The sequence below is a fragment of the Streptomyces sp. NPDC090994 genome, from assembly GCF_044768905.1.
Lineage (GTDB): Bacteria > Actinomycetota > Actinomycetes > Streptomycetales > Streptomycetaceae > Streptomyces.
In genome coordinates this window covers 210,806-226,669 of sequence record NZ_JBIVWS010000006.1, presented here as the reverse complement: position 1 = coordinate 226,669, position 15,864 = coordinate 210,806, and the positions used below count along the sequence as shown (strand labels likewise).

The 15,864-nt window shown below is 68.8% G+C and carries 16 protein-coding genes; 9 read left to right on the top strand and 7 right to left on the bottom strand.

What is annotated here, in order from left to right:
- Window positions 1-24: 24 nt before the first annotated feature.
- The 3 genes from gnd to dnaA form a co-directional block, all read right to left on the bottom strand.
- Window positions 25-900 carry a phosphogluconate dehydrogenase (NAD(+)-dependent, decarboxylating) gene (gene gnd / locus ACIQR3_RS16050; RefSeq protein ID WP_403538868.1) on the bottom strand — a complete coding sequence of 292 codons (876 nt, stop codon included), beginning with the start codon at window positions 898-900 and terminating at the stop codon, window positions 25-27.
- 170 nt (window positions 901-1,070) lie between these two features.
- Complete coding sequence (gene dnaN, locus ACIQR3_RS16045) at window positions 1,071-2,201, bottom strand: DNA polymerase III subunit beta (RefSeq protein ID WP_215170424.1); 1,131 nt, start codon at window positions 2,199-2,201, stop codon at window positions 1,071-1,073.
- Window positions 2,202-3,103: 902 nt separating this feature from the next.
- Entirely contained in the window at window positions 3,104-5,071 is a 1,968-nt protein-coding gene (gene dnaA, locus ACIQR3_RS16040; RefSeq protein ID WP_403539279.1) for a chromosomal replication initiator protein DnaA, read from the bottom strand.
- A gap of 426 nt (window positions 5,072-5,497) precedes the next feature.
- Between dnaA and rpmH the strand changes: the two genes are divergently transcribed.
- The 9 genes from rpmH to ACIQR3_RS15995 all read left to right on the top strand — a co-directional run bounded on the left by rpmH (window position 5,498) and on the right by ACIQR3_RS15995 (window position 12,609).
- Entirely contained in the window at window positions 5,498-5,635 is a 138-nt protein-coding gene (rpmH, locus tag ACIQR3_RS16035) for a 50S ribosomal protein L34 (RefSeq protein WP_003949374.1), read from the top strand.
- 21 nt (window positions 5,636-5,656) lie between these two features.
- Complete coding sequence (rnpA, locus tag ACIQR3_RS16030; protein WP_403538864.1) at window positions 5,657-6,028, top strand: ribonuclease P protein component; 372 nt, start codon at window positions 5,657-5,659, stop codon at window positions 6,026-6,028.
- Complete coding sequence (gene yidD, locus ACIQR3_RS16025; RefSeq protein ID WP_215170429.1) at window positions 6,025-6,399, top strand: membrane protein insertion efficiency factor YidD; 375 nt, start codon at window positions 6,025-6,027, stop codon at window positions 6,397-6,399. The genes rnpA and yidD overlap by 4 nt, the downstream gene beginning before the upstream one ends.
- 3 nt (window positions 6,400-6,402) lie before the next feature.
- A complete protein-coding gene (gene yidC, locus ACIQR3_RS16020; protein ID WP_403538861.1) occupies window positions 6,403-7,740 on the top strand; it encodes a membrane protein insertase YidC in 1,338 nt (445 codons plus the stop codon).
- 15 nt (window positions 7,741-7,755) lie between these two features.
- Window positions 7,756-8,268 (top strand): R3H domain-containing nucleic acid-binding protein, encoded by a 513-nt coding sequence (locus tag ACIQR3_RS16015; protein WP_215170433.1) that lies wholly within the window; start codon window positions 7,756-7,758, stop codon window positions 8,266-8,268.
- A 139-nt stretch (window positions 8,269-8,407) separates the two neighbouring features.
- Window positions 8,408-9,127 carry a 16S rRNA (guanine(527)-N(7))-methyltransferase RsmG gene (gene rsmG, locus ACIQR3_RS16010; protein ID WP_403538858.1) on the top strand — a complete coding sequence of 240 codons (720 nt, stop codon included), beginning with the start codon at window positions 8,408-8,410 and terminating at the stop codon, window positions 9,125-9,127.
- Between the two features lie 350 nt (window positions 9,128-9,477).
- Entirely contained in the window at window positions 9,478-10,551 is a 1,074-nt protein-coding gene (locus ACIQR3_RS16005; RefSeq protein ID WP_403539277.1) for a ParA family protein, read from the top strand.
- Window positions 10,548-11,660, top strand: coding sequence for a ParB/RepB/Spo0J family partition protein (locus ACIQR3_RS16000; protein ID WP_403538856.1), 1,113 nt, complete (start codon window positions 10,548-10,550; stop codon window positions 11,658-11,660). Before ACIQR3_RS16005 ends, ACIQR3_RS16000 begins: the two co-directional genes overlap by 4 nt.
- Before the next feature lie 331 nt (window positions 11,661-11,991).
- Complete coding sequence (locus tag ACIQR3_RS15995; protein ID WP_403538854.1) at window positions 11,992-12,609, top strand: GNAT family N-acetyltransferase; 618 nt, start codon at window positions 11,992-11,994, stop codon at window positions 12,607-12,609.
- A gap of 57 nt (window positions 12,610-12,666) precedes the next feature.
- On the opposite strand, the gene trxA is transcribed toward ACIQR3_RS15995, so the two are convergent.
- From trxA to sigM, 4 genes are all read right to left on the bottom strand, one after another.
- A complete protein-coding gene (trxA, locus tag ACIQR3_RS15990) occupies window positions 12,667-13,005 on the bottom strand; it encodes a thioredoxin (RefSeq protein WP_403538852.1) in 339 nt (112 codons plus the stop codon).
- A gap of 38 nt (window positions 13,006-13,043) precedes the next feature.
- A complete protein-coding gene (trxB, locus tag ACIQR3_RS15985; RefSeq protein ID WP_403538850.1) occupies window positions 13,044-14,012 on the bottom strand; it encodes a thioredoxin-disulfide reductase in 969 nt (322 codons plus the stop codon).
- A gap of 211 nt (window positions 14,013-14,223) precedes the next feature.
- Window positions 14,224-15,126 carry an anti-sigma factor family protein gene (locus ACIQR3_RS15980; protein ID WP_403539275.1) on the bottom strand — a complete coding sequence of 301 codons (903 nt, stop codon included), beginning with the start codon at window positions 15,124-15,126 and terminating at the stop codon, window positions 14,224-14,226.
- Window positions 15,127-15,143: 17 nt separating this feature from the next.
- Complete coding sequence (gene sigM / locus ACIQR3_RS15975; protein ID WP_403538847.1) at window positions 15,144-15,839, bottom strand: RNA polymerase sigma factor SigM; 696 nt, start codon at window positions 15,837-15,839, stop codon at window positions 15,144-15,146.
- Window positions 15,840-15,864 lie beyond the last annotated feature (25 nt).

Genomic DNA, 15,864 nt, shown 5'->3' with positions numbered 1-15,864 from the left:
CGACCTCCACCCTTCGGGTCCTGCTTACTTCTTCTCGACCGCGTGGCCGCCGAACTGGTTGCGCAGCGCCGCGATCATCTTCATCTGCGGCGAGTCCTCCTGACGGGAGGAGAAGCGCGCGAACAGCGACGCGGTGATCGCCGGCAGCGGCACCGCGTTGTCGATCGCGGCCTCCACCGTCCAGCGTCCCTCACCGGAGTCGGCGGCGAAACCGCGGAGCCGGTCCAGGTGCTCGTCCTGGTCGAGGGCGTTCACGGCGAGGTCGAGCAGCCAGGACCGGATGACCGTGCCCTCCTGCCAGGAACGGAACACCTCCCGGACGTCGGTCACGGAGTCGACCTTCTCCAGGAGCTCCCAGCCCTCGGCGTAGGCCTGCATCATCGCGTACTCGATGCCGTTGTGGACCATCTTCGCGAAGTGGCCCGCGCCGACCTTGCCGGCGTGCACCGAGCCGAAGTCGCCCTCGGGCTTGAGGGCGTCGAATATCGGCTGCACCTTGGCGACGTTCTCCGCGTCGCCGCCGTACATCAGCGCGTAACCGTTCTCCAGGCCCCAGACGCCGCCGGAGACGCCGCAGTCGACGAAGCCGATGCCCTTGGCGGCCAGCTCCTCGGCGTGCTTCTCGTCGTCCGTCCAGCGGCTGTTGCCGCCGTCCACGACCACATCGCCGGGGGCCAGCAGCCGGGCCAGCTCGTCGATGGTCGACTGGGTGGCCGCGCCGGCCGGGACCATCACCCAGACCACGCGCGGGCCGCTGAGCTTGCCCACCAGCTCTTCCAGGCTGTGGACATCGGCGAGGTCTGGGTTGCGGTCGTATCCGACGACGGTGTGGCCCGCGCGGCGGATCCGCTCGCGCATGTTGCCGCCCATCTTGCCGAGGCCGACGAGACCGAGCTCCATCAGTTGCGTTCCTTAGGTCGCTGTGGCGTGTCAGGCACGTGTCGCCGTGTGAGGCGCATGCGCACCGGCGCCGAGCCTAAACCCGGACGCCCACGCACAGCTGTGGGCATACGCGCTCATCCGTACGCCCACCTGCGGCTTCATCCACCGGCTGTGGACAAGTCGGCCGCTCAGCCGCTCAGCCGCACCGGCATGATCAGGTACTTGTACGCCTCGTCCGCCTCCGCGTCCAGCGCCGGCCTGCCGCTGAGCAGGGCCGGCTTGGTGGAGGTCGTGAAGGACAGCTGGGCCACCGGGGAACCGATGGCGCTCAGCCCCTCCAGCAGGAAGGTCGGGTTGAAGGCGATCGAGATGTCGTCGCCCTCCAGCTGGGCGTCGACCCTTTCCACAGCCTGTGCGTCGTCGCTGGAGCCCGCCTCCAGGATGAGCACGCCCTGCTCGAAGCTGAGCCGCACCGGGGTGTTCCGCTCGGCGACGAGGGCGACGCGCTTGACGGCCTCCACGAAGGGGGCGGTCTCGATCACGGCGACGCTGTTGAACTCGGTCGGGAACAGCGTCTTGTACTTCGGGAGGTCACCCTCCAGCAGCCGGGTCGTGGTCCGGCGGCCGGCGCCCTCGAAACCGATCAGGCCCTCGCCCGCGCCCGAGCCGGACAGCGCCAGGATCACCTGGTCACCGCTGGTCAGCGCCTTGGCGGTGTCCTGGAGCGTCTTGGCGGGCACCAGGGCGACCGCGGAGACGTCCGGGTTCTCCGGCTTCCACAGGAACTCGCGGACCGCGAAGCGGTAGCGGTCGGTGGAGGCCAGCGTCACCGTGTCGCCCTCGATCTCGATGCGCACACCGGTGAGGACGGGCAGCGTGTCGTCGCGGCCGGCCGCGATGGCGACCTGCTGCACGGCGGAGGCGAAGACCTCGCCGGGGACCGTGCCCGTGGCGTTCGGCATCTGCGGCAGCGCCGGGTACTCCTCCACCGGCAGGGTGTGGAGGGTGAACCGCGAGGAGCCGCAGACCACCGTCGCCCGTACACCGTCTGTGGAAATCTCCACCGGCCGGTTGGGCAGGGCGCGGGAGATGTCGGCGAGCAGGCGGCCGGAGACCAGCACCGTGCCCTCCTCCTCGACCTCCGCGTCGACCGACACCCGCGCGGAGACCTCGTAGTCGAAGCTGGACAGGCTCAGCTGCCCCTCCTCGGCCCTCAGCAGCAGGCCCGCGAGGACCGGCGCCGGCGGACGGGCCGGGAGGCTGCGTGCCGCCCAGGCCACTGCCTCCGCGAGTACGTCGCGTTCCACCCGGATCTTCACCGTTGCCGCCTCCTGCTGTTGCCGGCGCTCTCGCCCTGCTTCGCCTCAGTCGTCTGACTCGGTGTCGCCCGCCCCGCAGCGGGGCAGGAACACCGGGACCAGTCTGACGCACCGCACTGACAGTAGGTGCCCATCGGGGTCAAGTCGTGCCGAGGGGCGGTCGGGCACGAGAGGGCGAGTTGTGCACAGGTCCCGCTTCGAAACGAGTTCCGGGCTCTCTCTAGTCGTTGGTAGTAGTAGGGCCTGTGGATACCGTGGATAACCACGTTTGCGCAGGTCAGCCCAGGAATTTTGTCCACGGGGCCTGTGGGCGGGACCGGTGGACAAGTGGGCCCCGCTGTGGAGAACGGAAAGTTCTGCACACTCCGTGCACAGGGAGAGGCGACTTCTCCCCAGCGCCGTCCCCAGGTTTACCCGTCTTTCCCACAGCCCAACCCGGCAGCTTTGTGTGACGCCTTTCACTCCGAGCGGTGAGAGGCCGCGTCGGGTTGCCGAACAGTGGACAGCGGTGTGGAGAAGCCGCCGATCGCTGGGGACAACCGGGTCTGACCTGTGGGTCGACGGTGGACAACCTTGTGCACAGGGTGTGGACCGATTCGTTGTCCACAGTCTGTGGATATCGTTCGTCCACCGATCCACAGGCAAGTGACCTGGCTCGATGATCTCCCAACACCCTGGCCTGTGGACAGGATCGGGACAACTCGGCGGTCCCCAAGGTGTGGACGGAAAAAAGTGCCCGGATCTGTGGACAGCGGCCGTAACCCCGGCGCGGATTCGAACAGCGAGTGCGTCCGTGCCCGTGCCCGTGCCCGTGCCGCGTCCGCGGCCCTCGGTCCCGGACATGACGAAGGCGCCCCCCGGATCTCTCCGGAGGGCGCCCAGAACGCCGTACAGGGGTGCTGTCAGCCGTTCTTGATGCGGTTGGTCAGCTCGGTCACCTGGTTGTAGATGGAGCGCCGCTCGGCCATCAGATTGCGGATCTTGCGGTCGGCGTGCATCACGGTGGTGTGGTCCCGGCCGCCGAACAGCGCGCCGATCTTCGGCAGGGAGAGGTCCGTCAGCTCGCGGCAGAGGTACATGGCGATCTGCCGGGCCGTCACCAGCGCGCGCCCGCGCGAGGTGCCGCACAGGTCCTCGACGGTGAGGCCGAAGTAGTCGGCGGTGGCGCTCATGATGGCGGTGGAGGTGATCTCGGGGGCCGAGTCCTCACCGCCGGGGATCAGGTCCTTCAGGACGATCTCCGTCAGCCCCAGGTCCACCGGCTGCCGGTTGAGCGACGCGAACGCCGTCACCCGGATCAGCGCCCCCTCCAGCTCACGGATGTTGCGCGAGATGCGGGAGGCGATGAACTCCAGCACCTCCGGCGGGGCGTTGAGCTGCTCCTGCACCGCCTTCTTGCGCAGGATCGCGATCCGCGTCTCCAGCTCGGGCGGCTGGACGTCGGTGATCAGACCCCACTCGAAACGGTTCCGCAGCCGGTCCTCCAGCGTCACCAGCTGCTTGGGCGGCCGGTCGGAGGAGAGCACGATCTGCTTGTTGGCGTTGTGGAGCGTGTTGAAGGTGTGGAAGAACTCCTCCTGCGTCGACTCCTTGTCCGCCAGGAACTGGATGTCGTCGACGAGCAGGATGTCCATCTCGCGGTAGCGCTTGCGGAAGCTGTCGCCCTTGCCGTCGCGGATGGAGTTGATGAACTCGTTGGTGAACTCCTCGGAACTCACGTACCGCACGCGCGTGCCCGGATAGAGGCTGCGGGCGTAGTGCCCGATGGCGTGCAGCAGGTGGGTCTTGCCGAGGCCCGACTCCCCGTAGATGAAGAGCGGGTTGTACGCCTTCGCCGGCGCCTCGGCGACGGCCACCGCGGCGGCGTGCGCGAAGCGGTTGGAGGCGCCGATGACGAAGGTGTCGAAGAGGTACTTCGGATTGAGGCGCGCGGTCGGCTCGCCGGGGCCGGTGGCCGGGGCGGGCTGTGCGGCCAGGGGCCCGGGGGCGCCGGTGGCGGGTCCGGGCCCCACGGGGCCGCCGCGGTGGACGTGGCCGGATCCGGCGGGCGGCTCGGGCGCATCACGCCGGCCGCCCCGCTGGTCGTAGTCGCCGCGCGGCTGCTTGTAGTCCGGGCCGGACTGGTCGTAATCGGGGCGGGACTGCTCGTAGTCCTGGCGCTGCGACTCGTACGGCGGGCGCTCGGACTCGTACGGCGGACGCTCGGACTCGTACGGCGGGCGGTCGGGCGACTGCGGGCGGTAGTCCTGGGAATAGCCGTACGGAGACTCCGGCGGCGAGGCGTACGGGTCGCGGTCGGGGAAGCCGAGGCGCTGCTGCTGCCAGCCGTAGTCGTCCTGCTGGGGCGGGCGCGGCCAGGAGCCGGGTTCGGGACGCTGGTACTCGGACGGGTAGGCGGGGCGGGCCGTGGGGAGCGGGTCGGGGCGGTGGCGGCCGTAGCCCTCGTAGTCGTCCCGGCTGTCGCGTGCGTCACGGGAGTCCCGCGTATCACGGCCGTCTCGGCTGTCCCGGGCGTCCCGGCTGTCCCGGGTGTCGCGGCCCTGCTGGCCGGCGGACGGGAGGTCGGGTTCCTCGTAGCGGTGCTGGGGGCGCGCGTGCGGCGCCGGGGGCGTGGGGGGTTCGCCGGCCGAGTCGTCGACGGTGATCGCGATGCGGATCGGGCGGCCGCACTCCCTGCTCAGCGTCTCGCTGACGACGGGGGCCAGGCGGCCCTCCAGTACGCCCTTCGCGAACTCGTTCGGTACGGCGAGCAGGGCGGTGTCGGCGACCAGGGCGAGGGGCTGACAGCGCCGGATCCAGTGCTCGTCCTTCGACTCGACGCCCTGGCCGCGTCCGTCTCCGAGGAGCTGCTCCAGTACGCGTGGCCACACTGCGGCAAGATCGGCAGGTACGTCAGCCACAGGGCACGCTCTCTCATGGGTCCCTCGAAGGTGTGATCCGAGGGAGGGGTCGGTCGGTACGGGGCGGGCGGGTCGGAACGAATCAGATGCGCCGGTGGGAAGGGAACGAATCGGAGTCCGGCCACGGTAGTCAGCGTGGCAGGTAGCATTCAAGTTGTTGTCCCCAGCCTGTGGACAAGTGTCTCCCGGCGGCCGTCGGTTTGACCGAATGGCGCAGCCGCGCGTACCGTGACCAGGTCGAGTTGTCGATGGCTGCTGCCGCCTGCCTCCGATGGGCACAGATCGCTTCAGGTGATCGGAAAGCGGTGCACACGGGCGTAACGCGAGCTACTCGTGGGCGCACGGTGACAGCCAGGACGGCACCCCGCCACCACCGATTTCTTCTGGAGCCCCCGAGTGAGCAAGCGCACCTTCCAGCCGAACAACCGTCGTCGCGCGAAGACCCACGGCTTCCGGCTGCGTATGCGCACCCGTGCCGGCCGCGCGATTCTCGCGTCCCGCCGTGGCAAGGGTCGCGCCCGTCTGTCCGCCTGATCCCGATCAGGTCATGACGTCGTGCTGCCCACCGAGAACCGGCTGAGGCGGCGCGAGGATTTCGCGACCGCGGTACGACGAGGTCGCCGGGCAGGCCGCCCGTCCCTCGTCGTCCATTTTCGTAGCGGTGCAACGGACCCGCACGCGCCTGGGGAGAGCGCTCCCCCGACGCGTGCGGGTTTCGTCGTCAGCAAAGCCGTCGGCGGTGCGGTCGTACGCAACAAGGTGAAGCGCAGACTTCGCCATCTGATGCGCGACCGAGTCGATCTGTTTCCCCCCGGTAGCCTGGTAGTCGTACGAGCGCTACCCGGAGCGGGTGACGCCGACCATGCACAGCTGGCCCAAGACCTGGACGCCGCCCTCCAGCGGCTACTGGGAGGGGGCGCGCGATGAAGTACCCGCTGCTGGCTCTGATCAAGCTGTACCAGTGGACGATCAGTCCTCTGCTGGGGCCGGTCTGCAAGTACTACCCGTCGTGTTCCCACTACGGCTATACGGCCATCGACCGGCACGGCGCCGTCAAGGGCACGGCACTCACCGCCTGGCGCATCCTGCGGTGCAATCCGTGGTCGCTGGGCGGGGTGGACCACGTTCCGCCGCGCAAGCGTCCGCGGTGGCACGAGATGCTGCGGAACGCCTGGCGGGCACGCAAGGGCGGGCCCTCCGCCGCCGAACCGGCCACCGAAGGACAGGCTGCTCAGCCGAGTCCGTCCGGTCCTTCGAGCCCGGCCGCAGAGACCCAGTCCCATGCCCAAGGAGCATGATTAGTGGACACGATTGCCAGCCTCTTCGAATTCATCACGACGCCTGTCTCCTGGGTCATCGTCCAGTTCCACAGCTTGTACGGCGCCATCTTCGGACCCGACACGGGATGGGCCTGGGGCCTCTCCATCGTGTCCCTGGTGGTGCTGATCCGGATCTGTCTGATCCCGCTCTTCGTGAAGCAGATCAAGTCGACTCGGGCCATGCAGGTCCTGCAGCCCGAGATGAAGAAGATCCAGGAGCGCTACAAGAACGACAAACAGCGCCAGTCCGAAGAGATGATGAAGCTGTACAAGGACGCGGGCACCAACCCGCTCTCCTCGTGCCTTCCCATCCTGGCGCAGTCCCCGTTCTTCTTCGCCCTGTACCACGTGCTCAACGGCATCGCGACCGGTGACACCATCGGCGTGATCAACGAGCGGCTGCTGGAGAGCGCCCAGAAGGCCCACATCTTCGGTGCGCCGCTCGCGGCGAAGTTCACCGACGGCGCCTCGAAGGTGGACGCCCTCGGGTCCTCCATCACCGATGTGCGGGTCGTCACCGCCATCATGATCGTCCTGATGTCGGCGTCCCAGTTCTTCACCCAGCGCCAGCTGATGACGAAGAACGTCGACACCACGGTGAAGACGCCGTTCATGCAGCAGCAGAAGATGCTGATGTACGTCTTCCCGGTCATGTTCGCCGTCTTCGGCATCAACTTCCCGGTCGGTGTCCTCGTCTACTGGCTGACCACCAACGTGTGGACCATGGGCCAGCAGATGTACGTCATCCGCAACAACCCGACGCCGGGTTCCAAGGCCCAGTCCGCCTACCTGGACCGCCTGTACAAGCACGTCTCGGGCACCGGCAAGGTCCGCCGCCGCAGCGAGCGCGCCATCGTCAAGGCCATCGTCGCCAAGGGGCGGGACCGCAACGAGTTCGAGCGGAAGTTCATCAACGGCCTGACCAAGGCCGGCCTCGCGGCCCAGGCCGACGGCACCGTCGTGAAGAGCGACACCGCGGCCGCCGCCGAGACCGAGGACGGTACGCCGACCACGGGCGCCCCCAAGCGCCAGCAGCCCAAGCGGCAGTCGAAGTCCCAGCGCCAGGCCGGTGCGACGAAGACCGCCGGTGACGCCGAGTCGTCCTCGTCGTCCTCGTCGTCCTCGTCGTCCTCCTCGTCCACTTCCTCCGCGTCGGCCACGTCGAAGCCGACGTCGCTGAGCAAGTCCGACCAGCCCCAGGACGCCAAGCCCGCCGCCGCCAAGAAGGCCGCGCAGAAGCCCGGCTCCGGTACCCGCAGCAAGGCCCAGTCCGGGCAGCGCAAGGGACCGCAGCGGCCCAAGTCCCCGTCGAAGAAGTAAGAAGGAGTCCATCCCGTGACGGAAGGCACCATCGCCGCCGCTGCCGAGGGCGCAGACACCCTGACCCGCCTGGAGCAGGAGGGTGAGATCGCGGCGGACTACCTGGAGGGTCTGCTCGACATCGCCGACCTCGACGGCGACATCGACATGGATGTCGAGGCCGACCGTGCCTCTGTCTCGATCATCAGTGACACGGGCGGCCGTGACCTGCAGAAGCTGGTCGGTCATGACGGTGAGGTCCTGGAAGCGCTCCAGGAGCTGACCCGCCTGGCCGTGCACCGGGAAACCGGTGATCGCAGCCGTCTGATGCTGGACATCGCCGGCTACCGGGCCCGCAAGCGTGCCGAGCTGTCCGAGCTGGGCGCCAAGGCCGCCGCCGAGGCCAAGAGCAGCGGTGAGCCGGTGCGCATGCAGCCGATGACCCCGTTCGAGCGCAAGGTCGTGCACGACGCGGTCAAGGCCGCAGGGCTGCGCAGCGAGTCCGAGGGCGAGGAGCCGCAGCGGTTCGTCGTCGTACTGCCCGCCTGATCGGTCCCCGCGTTCTCTCGGCCCCGTCTGTTGAGCAGACGGGGCCGAACTTTGTCAGCCTGGTAGTTCCGGCTGATAGTTCTGATGGTTCTGGTGTCGGCGCGCGAAGCGCCGACGCGGTACGGAAGGACGGTCCCCCGTGACGGAGGCAGCGGAGCTTCCCCCCGCGCCCGAGCAGGCACGTGAGGTGTTCGGCGATCGCTACGCGGATGCGGTGCGCTACGCCGAGTTGCTGGCCGAGGCGGGTGTGCAGCGCGGCCTGATCGGCCCGCGCGAGGTGCCCCGGCTGTGGGAGCGGCACCTGCTGAACTGTGCGGTGCTCTCCGAGGTCGTGCCCGCGGGCGTGACGGTGTGCGATGTCGGCTCGGGCGCCGGCCTGCCCGGCATCCCGCTCGCACTGGTCCGGGACGACCTGAAGATCACCCTTCTCGAGCCGCTGCTGCGGCGCACCAACTTCCTGACCGAGGTCGTGGAACTTCTGGGCCTGGACCACGTGACCGTCGTGCGGGGCCGGGCCGAAGAAGTCATGGGGAAGCTGCCGCCCGTCCATGTGGTGACGGCCCGTGCCGTGGCGCCGCTGGACCGGCTGGCCACCTGGGGGGTTCCGCTGCTGCGGCCGTACGGAGAGATGCTGGCGCTCAAGGGCGACACGGCCGAGGAGGAGTTGAAGAGCGCCGCGACGGCGCTGAGCAAGCTCGGGGCCGTGGAGACGTCGATCCTGCATGTGGGGGAAGGCGTGGTGGAGCCCCGGTCCACGGTGGTGCGGGTGGAGGTCGGGGAGAGTCCGGGCGGTGTGCGGTTCGCGGCCAAACGGGCCAAGGCTGCCCGCACCGGACGGACCCGTCGGCGTCGTGGATAGCGCCGGGCCGGAGTGTCGCGGCAGTTCGGCTTCGGCCGCTGTGCATCGTGTTTCACGTGAAACGTCGCTCACTGCTGCACGGCATCATCAGTCGCGGCCGCGCTGCGGCCGAACCCCGCGACCGCAAGCCTCTCGGCTCACTCGATGAGGGAGCTTTCGCAGAGGGAAGGGACTTCTCTCGCAGAAACGCCTCTGGCGGAGACTCCTCGGGTGGAGGTTTCTTCGGTGGAGGCTCCTCCGGTGGAGGCTCCGCTGAGGGCGCTCCGCCACTCGTGAGGGGCACGGAGTTGTCCACAGAGGTGGATTTCTCCACAGAACAACAGGCCTCACTGGTTCGCGACCCCGAAGGCATGGGAGGCTCTGTTCATTGCGAGCCTGAAGTCGAGGAGAGTGAATCCTTGCGGTCCGACGCCAATATCGCGGGCCCGATGACCGACCCGGTCCCCGGTCCCCGTGCCGAGTCCATGGGGGCGGATGTTTCACGTGAAACACCGCCGCCGATGGACGACACTCCGATCGGTCGCGCGGCCCAACTAGCGGTAGAGGCTCTGGGGCGCGCCGGTGAGGGTCTGCCACGGCCTGAGCAGACCCGCGTCATCGTGGTCGCCAACCAGAAGGGCGGGGTGGGCAAGACGACGACGACCGTCAATCTCGCCGCCTCGCTGGCCCTGCACGGTGCCCGGGTCCTGGTGATCGACCTCGACCCCCAGGGAAATGCCTCCACCGCTCTGGGCATCGACCACCACGCCGAAGTCCCGTCGATCTATGACGTGCTGATCGACAGCAAGCCCCTGTCCGAGGTTGTCCAGCCTGTCCCCGACGTCGAGGGTCTGTTCTGCGCGCCGGCCACGATCGACCTCGCTGGTGCGGAGATCGAGCTGGTGTCCCTGGTCGCCCGTGAGAGCCGTCTCGAGCGAGCCATCCAGGCGTACGAGCAGCCTCTGGACTACATCCTGATCGACTGCCCGCCCTCTCTCGGCCTGCTGACGGTGAACGCGATGGTCGCGGGCCAGGAGGTGCTGATCCCGATCCAGTGCGAGTACTACGCGCTGGAGGGGCTGGGACAGCTGTTGCGTAACGTCGACCTGGTGCGGGGCCACCTCAACCCCGCGCTCCATGTGTCGACCATTCTGCTCACGATGTACGACGGCCGGACGCGACTGGCGTCCCAGGTCGCGGACGAGGTGCGCAGTCACTTCGGTGACGAGGTGCTACGGACGAGCATTCCTCGCTCGGTCCGTATCTCCGAGGCGCCGAGCTACGGGCAGACGGTGCTGACCTACGATCCGGGGTCGAGCGGTGCTCTGTCCTATCTTGAGGCGGCACGAGAGATCGCACTGAGGGGCGTGGGCGTCGGCTACGACGCGAGCCAGGCTCACATCGGTGCCCAGAACGATCCGAGCACGGTGGAGGGGATCCAGTGAACGAGCGACGGAGGGGGTTGGGCCGAGGTCTGGCTGCGCTGATTCCGCCGGCTTCGACGGAGAAGCCGGTGGCATCGGCCGCCTTGGGGACTGCTGCTCCGGCGGCTCCCACGGGTGTTCCCGGGCTGACGACCGACCGCGGTGTGGCGGCGGCGAGGGTGACCACACTGCCGCCTGTTTCACGTGAAACGTCGCCTGAAGCAGAGGAGCTGTCGGCTTCTGGCGCGGTGGAGACACTGGTGTCCCCCATGGGGGCTCACTTCGCCGAGATTCCGCTGGACTTCATCAAGCCGAATCCGCGGCAGCCGCGCGAGATCTTCGACGAGGACGCGCTCGCCGAGCTGGTCACCTCCATCAAGGAGGTCGGTCTGCTTCAGCCGGTCGTCGTCCGACAGCTGGACGCCGAGCACTACGAGCTGATCATGGGCGAGCGGCGCTGGCGGGCCTGCCGGGAAGCCGGTCTGGAGGCCATTCCGGCGATCGTGCGGGCCACGGAGGACGACAAGCTCCTCCTGGACGCGCTGCTGGAGAACCTGCACCGCGCTCAGCTGAACCCGCTGGAAGAGGCCGCGGCCTACGACCAGTTGCTGAAGGACTTCAACTGCACGCACGACCAGTTGGCGGACCGGATCGGCCGGTCCCGTCCGCAGGTCTCCAACACACTGCGGTTGCTGAAGCTCTCGTCGTCCGTGCAGAAGAGGGTGGCGGCCGGGGTCCTCTCCGCGGGCCATGCCCGGGCGCTGCTCTCGGTGGAGGACTCGGAGGAGCAGGACCGGCTGGCGCACCGGATCGTGGCCGAAGGGCTTTCCGTGCGGGCGGTCGAGGAGATCGTGACCCTGATGGGGTCCCGGCCGCAGAAGGCTCCCCGGTCCAAGGGACCCAGGGCGGGAGCCCGTGTCTCCCCGGCCCTGTCCGATCTCGCCACCCGGCTCTCGGACCGCTTCGAAACCCGGGTGAAGGTGGACCTGGGTCGGGAGAGGGGAAAGATCACCGTCGAGTTCGCCTCGATGGACGATCTGGGCCGCATCCTCGACACGCTGGCCCCGGGCGAAGGCTCGGTGCTGCAGAAGAGCCTCGTGGAGGGCGAGACGGAAGAGGACGATTCCTGAGTCCCGACGGCGGAGTACCTGGTCAGGTGCTCCGTCTAGGCGGGAGGGCGGGCCGTGTCCGGTGTGTGCCGGAACGCGGTCCGCTCTTTGCTTTACACCGGTATCGGGGCAATCGCATCGTGGATACGATGCGATCAGGCAGGGCGGTTTCACCTGGCGGTTACCTCTGAGAGCGAGGCAGAGCCATGCGAACGACGAGCCGCACCGGGTTGGTGAGCGCAGGGCTGGGGCTGGGAGCGATCGGTGGGTTCATCGGCAGTCTGCTCAAGGAGCGGAGTGCTCTGACAGCCGCTCTGGAAGCGCAGGGCGAAGGAAGCGAGGAACAGCTTTCATGGGGCGCCGGCTCGTACCGCTCACGCTGGACAACCTTGAGGACCTCCCCCAGAGCTGTCGCTCGTGCGTCTTCTGGGAGCTCGACCCCGTCAGCGGGGAGGCCGCGGTAAAGGCGGGCACAGCCGCTCCGGAGAAGGAAGCCTGGATCTCCGCCGTTCTGCTGGACTGGGGGTCCTGCGGCCGGGTCGTCTACGTCGACGACGTACCGGTCGGCTTCGTCCTCTACGCCCCTCCCGCCTATGTACCGCGCTCCGCGGCGTTCCCCACGAGCCCTGTCTCACCGGACGCGGTGCAGCTGATGACGGCGTTCATCGTGCCGGGGTACCAGGGGCAGGGGCTGGGCCGGGTGATGGTCCAGACGGTGGCCAAGGATCTCCTGCGACGGGGCTTCAAGGCGATCGAGGCCTTCGGGGACGCCCACTGGAAGCAGCCCTCGTGTGTGCTGCCGGCCGACCATCTGCTGGCCGTGGGGTTCAAGACCGTACGGCACCACCCCAGCCATCCCCGGCTCCGGCTGGAGTTGCGGTCCACGTTGTCCTGGAAGGAGGACGTGGAGATGGCGCTCGACCGGCTGCTCGGCGCGGTGCAGAAGGAGCCGGCGCTCAGACCGCTGTGAAACACGAGTGGGCCGACCCTTCCGAAGGGTCGGCCCACTCGTGTTTCACGTGAAACGTCACTTCGCAGCCGTGATGAACTCCTCCAGGTCGCGGACGATCGCGGCCTTCGGCTTGGCACCGACGATGGTCTTGGCGACCTCGCCGCCCTGGTACACGTTGAGGGTCGGGATGGACATGACGCCGTACTTGGCGGCCGTACCCGGGTTCTCGTCGATGTTCAGCTTGACGATCTCGATCTTTTCACCGTACTCGGCGGCGATCGCTTCGAGGGACGGCGCGATCTGGCGGCACGGGCCGCACCAGGCGGCCCAGAAGTCCACTAGGACGGGCTTGTCGCTCTTGAGAACATCCTCTTCGAAGGAAGCGTCGGTCACATGCTTCAGGGTGCCGGCCACGGCGGGCTCCTTAACTGGTTGGTGCGTGGGGATGAGGGTCAGACAGTGGTCTTCTCGGGCTCGGCCTTGTCCTCGTCGGACAGGGCAGCGAGGAAGCGCTCGGCGTCGAGGGCGGCGGAGCAGCCCGTGCCCGCCGCGGTGATCGCCTGGCGGTAGGTGTGGTCGACCACGTCACCGGCGGCGAAGACACCGGTCACATTGGTCCGGGTGGAGGGCGCGTCGACCTTCAGGTAGCCCTCCTCGTCCAGGTCGAGCTGGCCCTTGAAGAGCTCGGTGCGCGGGTCATGGCCGATCGCGATGAACAGGCCGGTCACGGCCAGGTCGGAAAGCTCGCCGGTCTTGAGGTTGCGCAGCTTCAGCCCCGACAGCTTCGGGTCGCCCTGGATCTCGGCGACCTCGCTGTCCCAGACGAACTTGATCTTCGGGTCGGCGAAGGCACGCTCCTGCATGGCCTTGGAGGCACGCAGGGTGTCGCGACGGTGGACGATCGTCACGGACTTGGCGAAGCGCGAGAGGAAGGTGGCCTCCTCCATCGCGGTGTCACCGCCGCCGATCACGGCGATGTCGTGGTCCTTGAAGAAGAAGCCGTCGCAGGTGGCGCACCACGAGACGCCGCGGCCGGACAGGGCGTCCTCGTTGGGCAGGCCGAGCTTGCGGTGCTGCGAGCCGGTGGTGACGATGACGGCCTTGGCCCGGTGGACCGTGCCCGCGGTGTCCGTGACGGTCTTGATCTCACCGGTCAGGTCGACGGACACGATGTCGTCGGGGACGAGTTCGGCGCCGAAGCGCTCCGCCTGGGCGCGCATGTTGTCCATGAGCTCGGGACCCATGATGCCGTCCTGGAAGCCGGGGAAGTTCTCCACCTCGGTGGTGTTCATGAGCGCACCACCGGCGGTGACGGCACCTTCGAACACCAGCGGCTTCAGCGACGCGCGCGCGGTGTAGAGCGCCGCCGTGTAGCCGGCAGGCCCGGATCCGATGATGATCACGTTACGGACGTCGCTCACGGCTTGTTTCCTCGTCTCTGGACTGCGTCTTCATGACCGGTGAAAGCGTTTCTCAGAGCTCTCACCCCACCCAACGGATCCTACGGGGCGCGCATTCCCGCTGTGTCCGGGCACACTGCGGAGGCGGCACGCGCGGCTCAGGGGCGGCCGCATGAGGCGTGGGACCGGGCAGGGGCGGCAGACGGCCGGGACGGACACGGGGCGTCGGTCGTCAGGGCCGCGGGTAGGAGCTTTCGAGTAGTACCTCGCCTGCTCCGAGCGAGGGCTGGGCGACACAGGCCGTCTCCACGAGATAGGCCGTGACCTGACCGGCGTCGGCGGCGTCCGGAAGGATGACCAGCAGCACTTCATGGCCCTGGTAGATGCCCTCCTCCGTGGCCAGCGCCGCGTCCTCGCGGCCGATGCCCTGGCGGATGCACGACGGCACGGCGGGCTGGGTGAAGACGCGGTTCTCGGCGCCGGTCTCGGACTCCGCGCGGAAGCTCTGCGCCGAGGACGTCTCGGTGCTCTGCCCCGGCTGGTCGTCCGCCAGGAGATCGGCGACCTTCGGCCCCAGCTTCCCCTCGGAGAAGGTGTCCGCGAGGGCGGACGGCTGTCCGGCGTCCCCGGGCGCGTCGCCGCTGTCGAGAGAGGACACGATCACGGAGCCGAGCCCCAGGGCGGCCACCGCGAACACGGCCCCGAGGGCGGCGATCCTGCGCCGCCCGTCCCGGGTGCGCTTCTTGCGTCCCGGACCGGTGGTGGAGGTGGCGGCACGGCCTGCGGGACGGTCCACGGCGACCGATGTTTCACGTGAAACACGCGAGCGGTCCTCACTCCCCTCGGAAAGGGGAACAGGGGCGCCGTGTGCGTCCGGGTGCGTCGGCTCGGGCGCCGTAGCGGCCAGCAGGGCTTCGGCGGCGAGCGCGGCGTCGATGCGGCCGGCGACGTCGTCCGGCATCCGCGGCGGACCCGGCAGTGTGCCGAGCAGGCCCTGGATCTCCTCCAGCGACGCGTAGACGTCCGCACACAGCTCGCAGGCGTCCAGGTGACGCCGTACGTCCGCGGTCTGGGCCGGCGGGAGCAGGCCTTCGGCGAGGTCGGAGATCTCCGCGACGTCCGGATGCCGGGCCATGTCTGTCGTCGACGACGTCACGCTCGTCCACCTCCGCCCTTCACTGCGGCTGAATCGCTCGGCCCCGCTGTGGGTGGGACGGGCGTCCCCCGGGTCCGGTTCCGTCCCGCGCCCGGTTCACTCTCGCCGCCGCCGCTGTCCGGGCGCAGATGAGTGAGCAGCGGCAGGAGTCTGGCTCTGCCGCGGGCGCACCGGCTCTTCACCGTGCCGGTCGGTACGTCGAGGATGCGGGCGGCTTCGGCTACGGGGTAGCCCTGCATGTCGACCAGGACCAGGGCGGCCCGCTGGTCCGGCGGGAGGGTGCCCAGGGCCTCCACGAGTTGCCGGTGCAGATCGTTGCGCTCGGCGGGAGCGGACGCCGACTCGTGCGGCTCCAGCAACTGTTCCAGGCGCTCGGTGTCGTCGACCGGGGCGGTCTTCCTGGAGGCCGCCTTGCGGGCGCGGTCCAGACACGCGTTCACCGTGATGCGGTGCAGCCAGGTCGTGACGGCCGACTGTCCGCGGAAGGAGTGGGCGGCACGGTACGCGGAGACGAGGGCGTCCTGCACGGCGTCAGCGGCTTCCTCACGGTCCCCCAGGGTGCGCAGGGCGACCGCCCAGAGCCGGTCCCGGTGCCGCCGGACGAGCTCACCGAAGGCGTCGGGGTCGCCCCCCACATGGCGGGCGAGGAGGTCGTGGTCGTCGGTGTCGGCGTACCCGGTGCCATCTGTCATCGGACCCCCTCCGTCATGGCAGACG